Origin of the sequence: Clostridioides sp. GD02404 (assembly GCF_045898275.1) — a bacterium.
GTDB classification, from domain to species: Bacteria; Bacillota; Clostridia; order Peptostreptococcales; family Peptostreptococcaceae; genus Clostridioides; species Clostridioides difficile_A.
This window is the reverse complement of the sequence record NZ_JBJOCA010000018.1, coordinates 1-19231: the sequence shown is the minus strand read 5'-3', so window position 1 is coordinate 19231 and position 19231 is coordinate 1. Positions and strand designations below refer to the sequence as shown.

The 19231-nt window shown below is 29.5% G+C and carries 12 protein-coding genes and 7 tRNA genes; all 19 read right to left on the bottom strand.

Annotated elements, in window-relative coordinates; all coding sequences use genetic code 11:
* Positions 1 to 4: 4 nt before the first annotated feature.
* Positions 5 to 958, bottom strand: coding sequence for a sugar-binding transcriptional regulator (locus tag Q3287_RS11790; protein WP_263322656.1), 954 nt, complete (start codon positions 956 to 958; stop codon positions 5 to 7).
* Between the two features lie 269 nt (positions 959 to 1227).
* Positions 1228 to 3405, bottom strand: coding sequence for a hypothetical protein (locus Q3287_RS11785; RefSeq protein ID WP_054275552.1), 2178 nt, complete (start codon positions 3403 to 3405; stop codon positions 1228 to 1230).
* Between the two features lie 128 nt (positions 3406 to 3533).
* A complete protein-coding gene (locus Q3287_RS11780) occupies positions 3534 to 4628 on the bottom strand; it encodes a PIN/TRAM domain-containing protein (protein ID WP_021382466.1) in 1095 nt (364 codons plus the stop codon).
* A gap of 88 nt (positions 4629 to 4716) precedes the next feature.
* A complete protein-coding gene (gene disA / locus Q3287_RS11775; RefSeq protein ID WP_054268646.1) occupies positions 4717 to 5787 on the bottom strand; it encodes a DNA integrity scanning diadenylate cyclase DisA in 1071 nt (356 codons plus the stop codon).
* A gap of 2 nt (positions 5788 to 5789) precedes the next feature.
* Positions 5790 to 7163, bottom strand: a complete 1374-nt coding sequence (gene radA, locus Q3287_RS11770) for a DNA repair protein RadA (protein WP_054268645.1) — start codon at positions 7161 to 7163, stop codon at positions 5790 to 5792.
* 179 nt (positions 7164 to 7342) lie between these two features.
* On the bottom strand, positions 7343 to 9790 hold the full coding sequence (locus Q3287_RS11765) for an ATP-dependent Clp protease ATP-binding subunit (RefSeq protein WP_054275550.1): 2448 nt from the start codon (positions 9788 to 9790) through the stop codon (positions 7343 to 7345).
* Positions 9777 to 10802 carry a protein arginine kinase gene (locus Q3287_RS11760; protein ID WP_407964126.1) on the bottom strand — a complete coding sequence of 342 codons (1026 nt, stop codon included), beginning with the start codon at positions 10800 to 10802 and terminating at the stop codon, positions 9777 to 9779. The genes Q3287_RS11765 and Q3287_RS11760 overlap by 14 nt, the downstream gene beginning before the upstream one ends.
* A 15-nt stretch (positions 10803 to 10817) precedes the next feature.
* The gene (locus Q3287_RS11755) at positions 10818 to 11312 is read right to left on the bottom strand and encodes a UvrB/UvrC motif-containing protein (RefSeq protein ID WP_044211945.1); all 495 of its coding nucleotides are present in this window, start codon (positions 11310 to 11312) and stop codon (positions 10818 to 10820) included.
* A gap of 6 nt (positions 11313 to 11318) precedes the next feature.
* Positions 11319 to 11783, bottom strand: a complete 465-nt coding sequence (locus Q3287_RS11750) for a CtsR family transcriptional regulator (protein ID WP_054268642.1) — start codon at positions 11781 to 11783, stop codon at positions 11319 to 11321.
* A gap of 451 nt (positions 11784 to 12234) precedes the next feature.
* On the bottom strand, positions 12235 to 14163 hold the full coding sequence (locus Q3287_RS11745; RefSeq protein ID WP_054268641.1) for a translation factor GTPase family protein: 1929 nt from the start codon (positions 14161 to 14163) through the stop codon (positions 12235 to 12237).
* Positions 14164 to 14404: 241 nt separating this feature from the next.
* Positions 14405 to 17836, bottom strand: coding sequence for a pyruvate carboxylase (locus tag Q3287_RS11740; RefSeq protein ID WP_054268640.1), 3432 nt, complete (start codon positions 17834 to 17836; stop codon positions 14405 to 14407).
* Positions 17837 to 18138: 302 nt separating this feature from the next.
* Positions 18139 to 18552, bottom strand: coding sequence for a hypothetical protein (locus Q3287_RS11735; protein ID WP_054275548.1), 414 nt, complete (start codon positions 18550 to 18552; stop codon positions 18139 to 18141).
* Positions 18553 to 18627: 75 nt separating this feature from the next.
* A tRNA-Val gene (locus Q3287_RS11730) sits at positions 18628 to 18703 on the bottom strand.
* 12 nt (positions 18704 to 18715) lie between these two features.
* Positions 18716 to 18792 (bottom strand) — tRNA-Arg (locus Q3287_RS11725).
* Between the two features lie 8 nt (positions 18793 to 18800).
* Positions 18801 to 18874, bottom strand: a tRNA-Cys gene (locus tag Q3287_RS11720).
* A gap of 7 nt (positions 18875 to 18881) precedes the next feature.
* A tRNA-Lys gene (locus Q3287_RS11715) sits at positions 18882 to 18957 on the bottom strand.
* 8 nt (positions 18958 to 18965) lie between these two features.
* Positions 18966 to 19042: transfer RNA gene (locus tag Q3287_RS11710), tRNA-His, on the bottom strand.
* A gap of 20 nt (positions 19043 to 19062) precedes the next feature.
* Positions 19063 to 19139: transfer RNA gene (locus tag Q3287_RS11705), tRNA-Ile, on the bottom strand.
* An 11-nt stretch (positions 19140 to 19150) separates the two neighbouring features.
* Positions 19151 to 19227 (bottom strand) — tRNA-Met (locus Q3287_RS11700).
* Between the last annotated feature and the right edge of the window lie 4 nt (positions 19228 to 19231).

Here is a 19231-nt window from a genome sequence, read left to right as displayed (position 1 = left end):
TCTATTAGTCACAATCTTCTAATAATTTAATTGCTAAACTGTGATTAATTGCTAAACTATTTATAAACTTTGCCTTTAATGATGCCTTTATTGCTTCTATTTTTTCATCTCCTGAAGCTACACCTATAGTCCTTTTTATCTTTTTTAAATCTTCTAGCTTTACTCCTAGTACTCTTTGATTAAATTCAAGTATAGAAGTTTTTCCTTCTTTATCAAAGGCTTGCAAACAAATCGCACCTATTGAATTATATTTTTTCAAATCTTCTATATCTGCCTCATTCATATACCCAGAAGCCATTATTGTTGAGTTTAAGCTCATTGGATTTCCTATACCTACGATTGCTATAGTCGTTTTATCTATTAAATCTAGCACTTCTTTAATTTTTTCGTCTTTGCAAAGTTTTTCTTTGGTAGATAAATCAGACATAACAGCTGGAGCATGTAATAGTTTAAAATCTCCTCCAAAAGCCCTTGCTAAACTTACTGCTATTTGATTTGCGTGAATATCTATTTCATTGTCTCCAATCCCACCTAATAGAGGTATAAATGTAACATTCTTACAGTTATTTTTTTCCACATATCTAGGTATTTCTTTTAGTGTAGTTCCTATTGAAACTCCTATTATATCATTTTCCTTTACTACTCTGGTTAAATATTCAGATACAGCTCTTGCTAATTCTTGTTTTTGTGTTAGTGAATCCTGTTTATCATCTACTACTATTACTTCTTTTAATTTATATTTTCTCTCTAAACTTCTCTCTATTTTTTGGTAGTCATTTTTCAAAACATCAACTATTTGTATTTTTACTATGCCTTGCTCAAAAGCTTCTTTTAATATTCTTGATATTGTTGGTCTTGATATTCCCAATTGATTTGCTATTTCTTGCTGATTTAAATTATCTTCATAATAAAGTGAACAACACTTCATCATTAACCTTAGGTCTCCAATTTTTTTCATTTGCTTTCCTCCAAAATCAAGCTTTTTAATTATCTTTACATTTGTTCAATCATTTTACTTAATTTCAGTAACATTATAGAAGGGATTCATATAAAAAGTCAACTGTTTTTTTGCATAACTAAAAAATTATTACACAAAAATCCCAAGTTAAAATAAACTTGGGATTTTTGTGTAATAATTAATTTTTATAAAATTTCTTCTTTAAAGTTATTTAGTCAAAATAAATTCAAATTAATCTATTATCAATATTCATATAGAGCCTATATAACTTATTCTTTTAATACTATCAGATTTATACTTAATATAATCATAGCCACAATTACATAAATAAAAGCTGTAGCTGATGACACAATTCCAGAATCATTTACTAAAAGAGTTACAAAGCATCCTGCTATTGACGCTATAAAGCCTTTAAATAAAATTGGGTATTCATCAATTAATTGTTTAAAATATCTAATTTGATTAATCATAAGAATTAAGATAACTCCTATCCCAGTTAGTAGTATATTTACCCATGCACTGGTTTGAGCTAGCTTCAAGTTCATCTCTATCTTTCTGCTAAATGTTTGTATTATTTCTCCTGGCCCATTAAAGTAAACTTCTTTTACAAACATACCTAAATGTGAGTTACTTCCTGAAATCATATCTATAGCTACAAAGGCGCCTAAAACAAGCAATACTGCTATACCTAATAATACAACTTTTTTTAAGTCTATTTTTACATTATATATCAATAGTATAAATAGTAAAAATGCAACACATTCCGAAATAGCAGTTCCAACATTTGCGCCCATAGCTGGAGACGCACTCGTAATTAAGATAACTAAAGAAAAAACTATCACAGACCATTTTGGTATCTTTTTATATGTAAGTAAAACTGCAAACGTAAGTATCGCACTACCTATTGCTACTCCTTGATATTCATTACCTACTCCATAGTATCTAGCTCCAATTATACAATCATAACTCATTACATTACTTTTCATTAAATATGAACCAAATGCAGAATCAATAACCATAATCAATATGGTTAAACCTGTAAAGAATAAGATGTTTTTTAAATCATTCTTTATCAGAACTTTGCTTATTAAGTATATAGTAAGCGTTATTATAATTATTCCTAAAGATATTGCTACTGGTGTTTTAAAATTCATTATTGGAGTTATCATAAATGATAATGGCATTACTATTCCTATTTTTAGAAATTCTTTTAATATAAAAAATATTGTTTCTTTGTGATTTTTTGATATATGCTTTCTAAATAAAATTAGAATCATAGCAACTATCCACGACAAGAATACTATACTTACAAATCCATTAAGTATTATAGACCTTATACTTGAAACAGATACTATCTTTTGGTACTCATCCATCAGATATTCTTTATTATCATCTCTGTTAATAAGTTCATACTTCTTTCCAACCATATTTTGATTTTTTATATCAAAGTTATTTAATATCTCAGCTCCAACATCTAGATTAGTCACAATACCTTCTCTTCTCGTAGTTGAAGATGATAACATCCCTTTTCCATTACCATTTAGTTTTATTATTGGAGAAAGCCTTCTTTTATTTTTGTAATCTAAGTCACTTGGAAATGCACTTGATATATAAACAGTGTCATTCTCTCCAACCATAGAAAATACATTTTTTAAGTATACATCTATGTTTTTTTCTATGTTATTTTTTATGCTCGCATATGTTTCTTCAGTTAGATTTGGTTTATATAAATCTAATCTATATGTATCTCCAAGCTCTACAAAAACTACATCATTGTTTTTGTAAGCTTCTCTAGTCTCTGTAATCAATTTATTATAATCAGTTGATATTCCATAAGGCATAGATAAATCTTTCTTATTTATATTATCTACATTTCCATTAGGAATTCTCCCATACTCATCCATTGCAACTAGGCATAAGTTTCTATTTTTTATGAGTTGACCATTTTCAATTATATCTGCATTTCCCAACACAGATGTTTTTAGTCCATTATCAGATAAACTTTGACCTAATGACCCTAGTACAGAACCATACTCCCCAAAGTTTAAATTTTCATTTATAGACTTATTTATAGTTAAATTATTTATACCTTTTGCATTTTTTCCTGTAGCTGCTTTAAAAACTATGTCCCTATCTTTACTTGAGCTCTCAAAATTAATATCTTCTTCATTAGCTACATTAGCTCTTCCACCAGCACCCATGCTAGCATATGACCGTCTGTCATCACTACCCTTATCGCCTCTTATGTTCATTAGACCGATATATCCTCTATTATCTAGTTCTTCTCTCAATGATTTTATTCTCAACATATTGCTCATACTAGTTCTATTCATATCTATAAATACTACTTTTCCATATGTTGTCATATCATCTGCAAAACTATATTGACTCATCGATGTTAATATTATGATAAATGTTGCTAAGAAAGATATAATTTTTTTTCTCATAAATTCTCCCTGCTTTCTGATTTAAATCCTCACCTTTAAGAATACATTAAACATTGTCGTTATAAATAAATAAATTTGGACCATCTATTTAAAATAAACAGCCCAAACTATTGGTTTATTTGAATATATTAATTTTTAGGTTTTGCAAATATCATTCTACCTGCAGGAGTTTGAAGAACAGATGTCACAAGCACCTTTATAGTCTCATTCATATGCTTTCTTCCTCCATCAACAACTATCATAGTTCCATCATCTAGATATGCAACACCTTGTTGAGCCTCTTTTCCTTCTTTAACCACTTGAACAACCATATCTTCACCTGGTATCGCAACTGGTTTTATGGCATTAGCTAACTCATTTATATTTAATACTTCAACACCTTGGAATTGAGCAACTTTATTTAAGTTATAATCGTTAGTAACAACTTTTCCATTTAAAACTTGAGCAAGCTTTAGTAATTTGCTATCAACTTCAGCTATTTCGTCAAAGTCTCTCTCACTTATTTCAACTTCTATATTTAATTCTTTCTGAATTATATTTAATATATCCAGACCTCTTCTACCTCTTACTCTTTTTAAATCATCTGAAGAATCTGCAATGTGTCTTAGTTCCTCTAAAACAAAAGCAGGAATAATAAGTTTTCCCTCTATAAATCCTGTTTTACAAATATCTGCTATCCTTCCATCAATTATTACACTTGTGTCTAATACTTTTGGAGGAATTGCTTTTATATCTTTTTTATTTTCTTTGTCCTTATCTTTATCTTTAATAGGATTTGCTAATCTTCCTAATTTTCCAATATTAAATAAATCATTTTTACTTTTAAGCGCAACTTTCATTCCAAGATATCCTAGGAATAAATATAATAGTAAAGATAGTATCCCACCTACTATTGGTATTCTATTTACTAATCCACTTAATAAATATGCAATCACAAATCCTACTATAAGCCCCATAGACCCTAACAATATATCAGTTTGAGGATATTTTGATAATTCTTTATCCACTATTTTAGCAATTTCTTTTACTCTATTTACAACCCATGGTTCTATAAGATATCCTAAAATGGCTATTATTATACCTGCTACTACAGCTGCGATATAACCATATGTTTCTTTCCCAAATGTTAATATTTCAAAATCTTTCATTAATGTTAAATAGGTCGTTATACCTATCGTAAATCCAAGTAAAATAAACAATATCCTTGTTACTTTCCTTATCAATGCTTCACCCCCTAGTTATACTTATCTATTATAGACCAAAGTGTATATTATATTCAAGAAAAAAGTAGTAAAATTCATTTAAAATTCATCATATGTGTCTATCTAATAATACTAATTGTTTCATTTTTATGAGTCCATTTTTTATATATGTTGCTCTTATTTCACCTATTCCTTCAACTTCATCTAATTCTTCAATAGACGCATCTAATATTTGCTGGAAGTTTTCAAAATAATTTACTAAGTTTTCTATTATTGCTGTTGGTAGTCTATGTATTTTACTAAGAATTCGATAGCCTCTTGTTTTTATAGGCATATCCATACTTTCTGAAAAACCACTATACCCTAATAGTTTTGCCATATTAACCAATTCTATTAGTTCTTCTGAATTTAAATTTTTAACTTTTTTCATAAGTTCCTTTATTTCTGTATTTTCTTTATTATAATCTTTGAATATTAATTTCTGATCTATTCTAGTTGTACCCATTAATTCTTCTAATTGCATACTTACTAAAGTTCCCTCATCACCCAATTCTATCACATATTTTTCAATTATACTTGTAACTCTCATTACCATTTCCATTTTTTGCATGACTAATGCAACATCATAAATAGTTACCAAATCATTAAACTCTAAAGCGTTTAAATTTGTTATAGCTTGATCTAATACAGTCTTATATTTTTCTAGAGTTTGTATAGCCTGATTTGCCTTAGTAAATATCTTAGATATATCTTCGACCACATACTTCTCATTTCCTCTATAAACTGTTATAACATTTCTTCTTTGTGATATTCCTATGACTATAGCACCAGTCTGTTTCGCTACTCTTTCAGCTGTTCTATGTCTTGTTCCAGTTTCTGATGTCTCTATAAAATAATCTGGTATAAGTTGTGCATTAGCAAATAGTATTTTCTTTATATCACCACTTAAAACTATTGCTCCATCCATTTTAGCTAATTCATATAAATATGATGGCGAATATTCTGCATTTATAGCAAATCCACCATCTACTATTTTCATTACATCTTCGTTAGTTGCAATTACAATTAAGCCACCTGTCTTAGCTCTTAGTACATTGTTTAGACCTAATCTAAGTGGAGTTCCAGGAGATATCATTTTTAATGCATATAACATATTTTTATTATCTAGAAAGTTCTCCATATTTATTGATTCCTCCCAAGCACTATATTTATGGCTTGTCTTAAGTTATCTACTGGCCATATTTCTATACCTTTGGTGTCTTTTACAACCTCATAATTACTTCTAGGAACTACTATCTTTTTAAATCCAAGTTTTTTACATTCAGCTATTCTCTTTTCTATAAAACTTACTGCTCTAACTTCTCCTGTAAGACCCACTTCTCCTGTAACAGCTATATCTTCATCTATAGGTATATTTCTAAAACTAGATGCTACAGAAATAGCTATTCCTAAATCAATTGAAGGTTCATTTATTTTTATCCCTCCAACTATGTTTATATAGACATCTTGATTTTGTATTTGCAATCCTACACGTTTTTCTAATACTGCTAATAACATACCTACTCTATTATAATCTACACCTGTAGATGTTCTCTTTGGTATACCAAAACTTGTAGGTGAAACTAATGCCTGTAATTCAAGTAACATCGGTCTTGTACCTTCTACAGTAGATATTATTACTGACCCTGCCACATCTTTAGGTTTCTCAGATATTAAAATTTTAGATGGATTATCAAGTTCTACTAATCCTAAATCTCTCATTTCAAATACTCCAAGTTCATTCGTTGAGCCAAATCTATTTTTGACAGCTCTCACTAATCTATAAGTATTATATCTTTCACCTTCAAAATATAGAACAGTATCAACCATATGCTCTAATAATTTTGGCCCTGCTAGTGAGCCTTCTTTTGTCACATGACCAACTATAAATGTTGAAATACCCATTTTTTTAGAAATTTTCATAAATTTTGAAGTACCTTCTTTAATTTGGCTGACAGTTCCTGGTGCCGAGGATATTTCTGGACTAAAGACAGTTTGAATTGAGTCTAGAATTATTAATTCTGGATTTACACTTTCTAAATAAGATTCAATTATGCTTAAATTATTTTCAGCAAATATATACAGATTTTCTGAGTTAATTCCTAATCTTTTAGCTCTCATTTTTATTTGAGATTCTGATTCTTCTCCAGTTATATATAAAACAGTTTTTCCCAAATTAGCAACGTTACTAGAAACTTGAATTAAGAGTGTTGACTTACCTATACCAGGGTCTCCACCAACAAGTACTAAGGAACCTTTAACTATACCTCCTCCAAGTACTCTATCCAGTTCATTTATATCGGTTGTAAATCTTTCTTCTTCTTTGCTTTCTATTGAATTTATACTAACTGGTTTAGATGAAGATTTATCTATTATAAAGACCTCTTTTTTTGTGCTTTTTTGGTCTACTTCTTCTACAAATGTATTCCACTTTGTACATTCAGGACATTTTCCAAGCCATTTAGCTGTTTCATATCCACAAGATTGACATACATATTTTGTTTTTATTTTTGCCATACTTTTATCATCCTTAATTTATTATTATATACTATAATTTTAGCATATGTGAAAGACAATATGTAAAGATTAAATAAAATAATTAAGGGCAATGAATTATTATAGATTCATTGCCCTTAAAATTTTGTTTAAGTTATAAAACTTGTATCTACAAGATTTTAAAATGCAACTCTATTAAATTATTTAGTTTCAAAAACTATTTTTTCATCTTTTACTTTTGCTACTACATTACTTCCCTTTTTCACATCACCTTTTAATATTGCTTCAGATAATTCATCTTCTAACTCTTTTTGTAAAGCTCTTTTAAGAGGTCTTGCTCCATATTCTAAATCAAATCCAGATTTAGAAATTAATTTAACAGCTTCGTCACTCATTTCTAATTTTATATCCATTTCTTTTAGTCTTTCTTGTAACTTAGCCACCATTAAAAGTATTATTTTTGATATGTGATTTTCATTTAATGAATGGAAAACAATTATATCATCTATTCTGTTCAAAAACTCAGGTCTGAATCTCTGTTTTAATTCACCCATTATATTTTCTTTCATTTTTTCATATTGAGACTTTTCTTCTTCATCTCCTTTAGCTATACTAAAACCTAAAGTTTTTTGTCTTCCAATCGTAGATGCCCCAACATTTGATGTCATTATTATGATAGTATTTTTGAAATCTACAGTTCTTCCTTTTGAATCAGTCAATCTACCATCATCTAAGATTTGTAATAGAATATTAAATACATCTGGATGAGCTTTTTCTATCTCATCAAATAAAATAACTGAATATGGATTTCTTCTTACCTTTTCAGTTAATTGGCCACCTTCATCATGACCAACATAACCTGGAGGTGAACCTATCATTCTTGATACAGCATGTTTTTCCATATATTCAGACATATCTATTCTTATTGTTTGATTTTCATCTCCAAACTGTACCTCTGCTAATGCCTTAGATAACTCCGTTTTACCTACTCCTGTAGGACCTAAAAATAAAAATGAACCAATTGGTCTATTAGGGTCTTTAAGACCTGCTCTTGACCTTCTAATTGCCTTTGAGATAGCTTTTACTGCTTGTTCTTGACCTATGACTCTATTGTGTAAGATTTCTTCAAGTCTTAGAAGTCTATCAGCTTCTTCTTCAAGAATTTTATTAACAGGTATTCCTGTCCATAAGCCAACTACTTCAGCAATAACTTCTCCATCAACTAAATCAGAGTGTTTAGATGATTTATTCCATCTTTCTCTTACATCTTCTAATTGTTTTTTAAGTAGACCTTGTTCATCTCTTATTTTTGCTGCTTTTTCAAAATCTTGGCATCTTACAGCTTCTTCTTTTTCTTTATCTATATTTTCTATTTCTAGTTCTAATTTTTTTATTTCTGAAGGAGGTGTGTTTTCCTTTAATCTTACTTTTGATGCGGCTTCATCAATCAAGTCTATAGCTTTATCTGGTAGATATCTATCTGATATATATCTAGTTGATAATTCTACAGCTGACTTTATAGCATCGTCAGTTATCTTAACTTTATGATGAGCTTCATATTTATCCCTTAATCCTTCTAATATTTTTATTGAATCTTCTTTACTTGGTTCATCTACCATAACTGGTTGGAATCTTCTTTCTAGTGCAGAATCTTTTTCAACATGCTTTCTATATTCATCAATTGTAGTTGCACCTATAACTTGTATTTCCCCTCTTGCTAAAGCTGGCTTTAATATATTCGATGCATCTATAGAGCCTTCTCCTGTAGACCCAGCTCCTATTATAGTATGCATTTCATCTATAAATAAAATTATATTTCCATTTTTAACAACTTCATCTACAACTTCTTTGATTCTCTCTTCAAATTCTCCTCTATATTTAGCACCTGCTAATAAAGAACCCATTTCTAAAGAGTATAATGTTTTATTTTTTAATGTTTCTGGTACATTTCCCAGAGCTATATTTGTTGCTAAACCTTCCGCTATAGCTGTTTTACCCACTCCTGGGTCTCCTATTAACACTGGATTATTTTTTGTTCTTCTACTTAATATTTGTATTACTCTTTGTATTTCTTTTTCTCTACCTATTACTGGGTCTATTTTATTCTGTTTTGCATATAGAGTAAGGTTTCTTCCATACTTATCAAGTACCTTAGACTCCACTTGATTTTGGTTGCTCGTGTAACTATTTTCTGCTTTATATTGATTTTTATCACTAATTCCCATCATATCAATTGTTAATTGGGCAAGAGTTCTATCATTTACTCCTGCATAATTTAAAATCTTATTAGCTATTCCTTCACCTTCTTGAATGATAGATAATAGTATATGTTCAGTTCCAATATAATTTGTTTTTAATTTATTTGCAAACATTCCTGATAGTTCTAGTATTTGTTTACTTCTTGGGCTTAATACTATATCCTCTGGAATCCCGTCTCCTTTGCCTTCCATATCAATTATTTTACCCTCTAAATAAGCCTCTGTAAATCCAACTTTACTTAGAACCTTAGCAGCTATACCTTCTTCTTCTCTTAAAAGACCTAGAAGTATATGTTCACTTCCAACAATATTATGTCCTAATGTTTTAGCTGATTCAAATGCTAAATCTATTGCCTTCTTAGCTCTTTGTGTAAATCTATTGAAGTTCATAATTTATCCCTCCTCTTAATTTTTCCAAAGTCTCTCTAATGTATGTTGCTCTATTTATATCTCTATTCTCAACATCATCACTCTTATACATTATTGACTGATGTGCTGGTTGTATACCTATCATAAGTTGTTCTATAGCTTTTAAATCTAATTTATCTATATAATTCATTTCTATGCCCATTTTTATATTTGATAGATGACTCATAGCCTCTGAGCTACTTATTACTCTTGAATTTTCAAGAATACCTATTGACCTAAATATTTTATCTTCTAATTTTATACCTAATTTTTTTTGCAATATTTCTCTTGATTTTATTTCTTTTGAAATTGCATCTTTTGTAAGACCACTTACATTCTCTATGATGTTAGATTCTGTTCTTCCAAGTGTAAGTTGATTGGATATTTGATATATGTTTCCTAATGCTTCTGTTCGTTCTCCATATATACCTCTTATAGCTATCCCTATTTGTGAGGATATTTTATAAAGTTCATCCATATAACCTAGTTGACTTAATGCTGGTAAATGCATCATTACAGAAGCTCTCATTCCTGTACCTGTATTAGTTGGGCAAGATGTAAGATAACCTAACTTTGTACTAAATGCGTATTCTAAACTTGATTCTAACAAATCATCTATCTCATTTGCTATGTTATATGCATATTCTAAATTTAAATCATCACACATAGTTTGTATTCTTATGTGGTCCTCTTCATTTATCATTATACTTACAGTTTTATCTTTCTTTACTATAACTGCACTTTTATCATTTTCCGCTAAATCAGGGCTTATTATATGTTCTTCAACCATAAGCATTTTTTTAGATTCATCTAAATCTTCAATTTTATAGAAATCAAACTCTTCTTTTTGTTCTAAACTAGAATTCATAAATACATTTTTTACTTTTTCTATTATTTCCATAGCACTTTCTTTATCTAATCTATTTGGAAAAGGATAATTATTTAAGTTTCTAGCTAGCCTAACTCTTGATTTCATGACTATGTTTTCTCTCATAATATCACTCCAATCTTAGTCAATAGAACCTTTTAAATATTTAATTTTATCTCTAAACTGAGCAGCCAATTCATACTCCTCATTTTTTATAGCTCTATCTAAGTCTTCTTTTAATTCCTTAATCTCATTTTCTACACTTATCTTATAAAAAGATTTTTTAGGTGCCTTACCTGTATGTTCTATATGTCCATGTATATTTTGAAGCATAGGATTTACTTGACTACTAAATGCATTATAGCATTCACTGCATCCGAACCTTCCATTATTCTTAAATTCACTGTATGTCATATTACAGTTTGGGCAAACTAACTTTTCTTCAAGTTCTTTTTTTGGTTGAAATCCTAAGTTAGAGAATATATCCATCATTGAAAAAGGCATATCTAAATTAAAATTCATTTCTGTATTCTCTTTTGCACATTCACTGCATAGGTACATTTCTGTCTTTTCTCCATTGACTATTTTATTATAATATACGGATGCTTTATTCTTATTACATTTTTGACATAGCATAAACTATCACTCCTCTATACTAAATAACCCTATTATTATATTCTTTAGAATGTTAGACCTTACCTTCTCTTTTAATTCATATATTGGCATACATAATGATTTATCATCTATTGCATATAATATTAATTTTAATTCTCTTTCACTAATTAGACCTGACTCTTTTAAACTTTCCAATAATTCTTTTGCCTTTTTATATGATATTTGATTTCCTATCTTTTCATTTAAAAGTTCTCTAATATGCCCATCTTTACTTTTTCGTATTTTTTCTATCTGAACATATCCTCCGCCACCTTTTTTGCTTTCAATATAATACCCTTTATCTATTGTAAATCTTGTTGTTAACACATAATTTATTTGTGATGGTGCACAACTAAACAAGTTTGCTAGTTCATTTCTTTGAATTTGTATGCTATTATCTTCTTCCATCAAATCTTTAATAAATTTTTCAATTATATCTGTCATAGTTGCCATTAATATCACCACACACCTTTTTAATTTTGACTTTCTTTGACTATTATTTTACACCTATTATTTAAATTTTTAAAGCCCTAAATTATATATTTTTATATTTTTTATAACAATCTAGATATGAGTTTATGACTTCACTGATTGTAAGGCTTTATTTATTATACTTATAATAAATAAATTTAAAACTTTTGCTTTATTAGGTCTCAATACTTTTATATATCTTCTATATTTTAAATATACCTTCTCACTTTTATTATTAAACATTTCTAAAAAATAATAATAAAAAAATACTTTCTTTTTATTAAAGCTTTCAAGAAAGTACTTTTTATTTTTTATCCATTAAAAATACATAAAAAACTAGGTATATGTTTGTCTAAAAAACCTATACCTAGTTTAAATGCAAAAAATATTTTTAATAGTATCCTATTAATTATTTATGATTATATTTTGCTTATTATTTTGCAGTAGCTAATCCAATTATTTTTTCTGCAAATTGTGATGGTACCTCTCCATATTTTGCTAATTCCATTTCAAAGTATCCTCTACCTTGTGTCATTGCTCTTAAATCTATTGCATATTTAAATGTTTCTGCCTGTGGTGCTTCTGCAAATATTATTTGTTTACCTTTATTATCTGGCTCCATTCCAAATATTTTTCCTCTTCTCTTATTTATATCACCCATAACATCTCCCATATATTCTTCTGGCACAGTTATCTTTAATTTCATTATAGGTTCTAGTAGTATTGGGTGAGCCTCTTCCATACCCTTTTTAAAAGCTGCACTTGCTGCCATTTTAAAGGCCATTTCAGAAGAGTCTACATCATGATATGAACCATCATAAAGTGTAGCTTTTATATTTGTAACAGGATAACCAGCTAATACACCTTTTTGCATAGAGTCTTTTAGACCTTTTTCAACTGCAGGTATATATTGTTTTGGTACAGAACCTCCAAATATCTCTTCTGTAAATTCAAAATCAGATTCACATCTTTCAAATCTTATTTTTACATCTCCATATTGACCATGACCACCTGATTGTTTTTTATGTTTTCCTTGTACATCTGCTGTCCCTTTTATAGTTTCTCTATAAGGTACTTTAAGGTCATTTAATTCAACATCAACACCAAATTTATCTTTCATTTTATTTTTAATTGTTTTTATATGAAGTTCTCCTTGTCCTCCTAAAAGGGCTTGTTTTGTCTCTGTATTTCTATAAGAATGTAATGTAGGGTCTTCTTCTACTAGTTTATTTAATACAGATGCTACTTTTTCCTCATCACCTTTATTCTTAGGAGTTACTGCATAGTATATTTGTGGCTTAGGGAAATCTATATTCTCCAAAGCTTCTGCATCTTTATCTATAGATATGGTATCTCCTGTTTTTAGAGAGTTAATTTTAGTTACGACTACTACATCTCCAGCTTTAGCTTTTTCTACTTCCACTAATTCACTATTTTTCAATGTATATATATTAGCTATCTTTTCCTTTACATTTTTATTTATATTAAAGATATCTTTATCTTTAGAAAGTACACCTTCAGTAATTTTTATATATGACATTTTACCAACAAATGGGTCAACCATAGTCTTAAATACCAATCCTCTAAATGGTTTACTTTCTTCTGTAAAAATAGGTTCTAGATAATTTGATATAGTATCTAATATTTCTTTTGTTCCTATATTATTTATAGTTGAACCACATATTACAGGTATAATATCACCTCTTTGTATCCCTATAACAATACCTTTTTGTATTTCTTCTGTAGTTAATTCTTCACCATTAAAATATTTATCTAATATTTGGTCATCTGTCTCTGCTATAAGCTCCATTAATGCTTCTTTAACACTCATAGCTTGTTCCTTGAATTCACCTTCTAAATCATCTATGTTTTCAAATACATTATGTAACTTTACAAAGTTTTTATCTTTATATATAGGACTTATCATAGGAACTATCTTATTGTTGTATTTTTCTCTTAACATTGCTATTGCGTCTTTATATCTTGCTTTTTCATTATCTATTTTATTTATAAACATTATCTTAGGAATACTCTCAGTTAGTTCCAATGATTTCTCTGTACCAACTTGAATAGGTGCTGTTGCATCTATTACTATTATTGCTGCATCACTTGCTCTAAGAGATGATACAACGTCTCCGCTAAAGTCAAAATATCCTGGGGTATCCAATAAGTTAAACTTATAATCATTATACTCTATAGGTATTAATCCCATACTATAAGTCATATTTACCTTGTCTGTTAATTTAGGTATCTTATTAGTGTTTGCTGTGTAAGCTATAGTTTCGATTAGATTTGTTTTTCCACATCCGCTATGTCCTAATACCGCTACATTTCTCAACATTTTACTATCATAAACCTTCATATAAGCACCCACCTTTTAAATTTATGTATTTTCTCTTAGCTGTTATTTCCTAAGAAATAGTCCAGAAAATGTTTATTATTTTTAGAATTTTTAGATAACATTTTCCTTACTAGCTTTATTTCTACATATGGATGTAATTTTCCTCTTTTTTTTAACAAAAATTTAATTTAAATAAATAAAAACACTCTAAAACATTTTTTATTAAATGTTCTAGAGTGTTTTTTTAATTATCTTAATTCAATTATTTCATTATCATTAATAATTGTTTATCTTCAACCATATCATCTTCTTTTACTTTGATTGACTTAATTACTCCATCAGTCTTAGCAACTATTATAGTCTCCATTTTCATAGCTTCTATAACTATTAGTGGTTGATTAGCTTTTACTTCATCTTCTTCTTTAACCATTATTTTTATAACTTTTCCTGGTATACTTGCTCCAATTTGAAGAGGGTCATTCATATCCGCTTTCTCAACATTATGAATTTTACCAGAGAAGTTTCTATCTTTTATTTCTACTTCTCTAACCATTCCATTCAATTCAAATCCTATAGTTCTAAATCCATTTTCCTTAACTTCACCGATTTCAACTAATCTTATTGTTAATACTTTACCTTCTTCTATCTCTACTTCACATTCTTCATTTTTATTTAAACCATAGAAGAATACATCACTTTCAAGTTTAGATATATCATTATAGTGTTGTAAATGCTTGATATAATCCTCATAAACTTTTGGATATAAAGCGTAACTTATAACATTTCTTATATTAGCATTTATATCATATTTCTCATCCAGATATTTAGCTATTTCATCAAAATCTTCTGCTGGTAATAATGAACCAGGTCTTACTGTAATAGCTTCTTCGCCTTTTAAAACTACTTCTTGTAAATCTTTTGGTATTCCACCTTCTGGTTGACCAATCATACCTTTACAGTAGTCCACAACAGAATCTGGGAATGATAAGTTTTTACCTTCTTCAATTATATTGTCTTTATCTAATTTATTTTTAGTCATAAAGATAGCTAAGTCTCCTACAACCTTTGAAGATGGAGTAACTTTTATTATATCTCCTACTACTTCATTAGCTTCTTTATATTTTTCTTTAACTTCATCAAATCTATTAACTAATCCTAAACTATCAGCTTGAGGTTTTAAGTTTGTATATTGACCACCTGGTATTTCAAAATTATATATTTCTGCGCAAGAGTTAGTTAAATCACTTTCAAATTTGCTATAGACTTTTCTTAAATCCTTATAATATTTACCTAATTCATCATATCCAAACAAATCTATACCAGTATCTCTTTCTGTATTTTTAAGAGCTTCTACTATCGCATTAAGTGATGGTTGACTTGTAAGTCCTGCCATAGATTCTAATGCGGCATCAATTATATCTACACCAGCTTCTGATGCCATCAAACAAGTTGCTACACCATTTCCACTTGTATCATGAGTGTGTAAATGTATTGGTGCTTTTATATTTTTCTTTAGCTCTTTAACTAGAGTGTAAGCTGAATATGGTTTAAGAAGTCCTGACATATCTTTTATTGCTATTATATCTGCTCCTAAACTTTCTAATTCTTGTGCCATCTTAATATAATATTCTAGATTATACTTAGTTTTAGTCTTATCTAGTATATCACCTGTATAACACATAGTTGCTTCAACAATTTTTCCAGTTTCTAAAGCTGTATTTATAGATGGTTTCATATTTTCAACCCAGTTTAATGAGTCAAATATTCTAAATACATCTATACCTTGTCTAGCAGATTCTTTTGTAAATTCTTCTATTACATTATCTGGGTAGTTTTTATATCCAACTCCATTTGATGCTCTAAGCAACATTTGGAACATTATACTTGGTATTTCCTCTCTTAGCTTTTGCAATCTACGCCAAGGTGATTCTTTTAAAAATCTATATGCAACATCATAAGTAGCTCCACCCCACATTTCAAGTGAGAATAAATCTTTTTGATATTTTTCTGTTGGCTGAGCAGCTTTTAATAAATCATATGTTCTTATTCTTGTTGCTAATAATGATTGATGTGCATCTCTCATTGTTGTATCTGTTAGCAATAATTTCTTATCATTTTTTATCTTTTCTATATATGCAGATTTACCTAACTTATCAAAAAGTATTTTGCTTCCTTCTGCCTTTGAACCATCTTTATCCATTCTTGGGTCATGTAACGCATCAAATAGTGGTTTCTCTTTACAAGCATTATCATTTACAATTACATCCCCTATAAATTGAAGTAATTTTGTACCTCTATCTTTACTTTCTGTTATTTCAAATAAATCTGGATTTTCATCTATAAACTTAGTACTACATTTACCATTTGAGAATATAGGATTATTTAAAACATTAACTAAGAATCCTACATTAGTTTTAACTCCTCTAACTCTAAGCTCTTTTACTGATCTTATAGTTTTATTTATAGCTCCTTGGAATGTTCTATCCCAAGAAATTGTTTTAACTAACAAACTATCATAGTGAGGACTTATATTTGCACCTGTAAATCCATTTCCACCATCTAGTCTTATACCAAATCCTGAACCAGTTCTATAAACTTGAATTTTTCCTGTATCAGGCATAAATTTATTCTTAGGGTCTTCTGTAGTTATTCTACATTGGATAGAATACCCTCTTATTTCTACATCATCTTGTGATTTTATATTTATTTCTTCACTGTCTAAACTATAACCTTGAGCTATTAGTATTTGACTTTGAACTATATCTATTCCTGTAACCATCTCTGTTACAGTATGTTCAACTTGTACTCTTGTGTTCATTTCTATAAAATAATGTCCACCATTAGCATCTACTAAGAACTCTAATGTACCAGCATTAGAATAGCCAACATGTTTTGATAATTTAACTGCATCTTCACATATTTCTTGTCTTACTTTATCATCTAGTGAAAAAGCTGGGGCATATTCTATTATTTTTTGGTGTCTTCTCTGAACAGAACAGTCTCTTTCATATAAATGAACTATATTTCCATAGTTATCTCCTAATATTTGAACTTCTATATGTTTTGGATCAGCTATATATTTTTCTATAAATATGATATCTTCTCCAAAAGCTTTTCTTGATTCACTACAAGCAGTCTCATATTCAATCTCTAAGTCTTCTTCGCGGTGTACAATTCTCATACCTCTACCGCCACCACCGTTAGATGCTTTTATCATAACAGGATAACCTATTTTATTTGCAACTTCTTTTGCTTCTTCAGTACTTTTTATTGCTTTTTCTACACCTGGTATAGTTTGAACATTAACTTCTTTTGCGATTTTCTTAGAATTTATCTTATCTCCCATCATATTCATTACTTTAGATGATGGTCCTATAAAAGTAATTCCATTCTCTTCACATTTACGAGCAAACTCTGCATTCTCTGCTAGAAAACCATATCCTGGATGTATCGCATCAACTTTTTTTCTCTTCGCCAAGTCAATTATTCCATCCATGTCTAGATATGCATCTATTGGACCTTTGCCCTCCCCTATCAGATATGATTCATCTGCTTTTGTTCTAAATAATCCATATTTATCTTCTTTACTATATATACCAACACTTTTTATCCCCAATTCTGAACAGGCTCTAAATATTCTTATAGCTATTTCGCCTCTATTAGCTACTAGTATTTTATTAAACTTTTTAAGCATACTCTATTCTTCTCCTTTATTGTTTGTGTAATATTAAAGATTATAGACTAAAATACTTTATTTTTGAAGATGTTTAAGCAAGTTCCTTAATTAATAAGATAAATTTATAAATATAAGTAATTTTTAGACTGTGTAAACTCAATTTACCTCACTAAAATTAAGGCATTTTTTATGGAATTTCAGGCAAATTTATGTGAAAATTTCTACAATTGACTTGATTTTATACTGTTTTTTCTTACGTTTACATAATTATTTTCATCTTTACGTAAGATTTTATATATTTTTTTAATATCGTTCATACCCTAATCTATTTGTCTAGATACCCTCTTCACTACATCTGAAAGTTTTAAATGACCTAAATCTGCATAAGCTATAGCCAATATTATTTTTACGACTCCATCTACCTCATCTAATTTATATGCTCTAGCATTTATTATTGTGTATTTTGGCATAAATTCTTCTAAATCTAGTGCAAGTTCATCAGATAAAGTCATATATTCATCAAATTTTTCTTCATCAGATAAGTTAACAGAATCATATTGTTCACTTATTATAGTATCTAAGTAACTCAAATCTATACTTAACTGATACGCAATTACATCTTCTCTCTTTGTACTTTTACTTAAATCTTTTTCAACTTTAAATTTGCTATTTTTATCTATAGTTACTTTTAGTTCTTCGCTATCAACTATTTCATTTCCTATTATTATATACAAGTTCCTTACCTCCAAAATATAAAAACTTTTTTAATCAAAAATAAAACCTCTAGTAAAATTACTAGAGGTTTGCACTGGTGGGATTAACAGGGCTCGAACCTGTGACCCCCTGCTTGTAAGGCAGGTGCTCTCCCAGCTGAGCTATAATCCCTCGATGTTTATATGGTGCGCCCAAAGGGACTCGAACCCCTAACCTTCTGATTCGTAGTCAGACACTCTATCCAGTTGAGCTATGAGCGCATTTTTATTGGAGGCGACACCCAGATTCGAACTGGGGATCAAGGAGTTGCAGTCCACTGCCTTACCACTTGGCTATGTCGCCGCCTTTTTGGTGATCTATCCGCGACTCGAACGCGGGACACCCTGATTAAAAGTCAGGTGCTCTACCGACTGAGCTAATAGACCGTATTAGTTGGGGTGGATAATGAGAGTCGAACTCACGACCTCCAGAGCCACAATCTGGCGCTCTAACCAACTGAGCTATACCCACCATGTATTCATAATTTAATGTGGTGGGCCATCAGGGACTCGAACCCCAGACCTACCGGTTATGAGCCGGGCGCTCTAACCAACTGAGCTAATGGCCCACATTAAATTTTGGTAGCGGTAATAGGAGTCGAACCTATGACCTTTCGGGTATGAACCGAACGCTCTAGCCAACTAAGCTATACCGCCATAT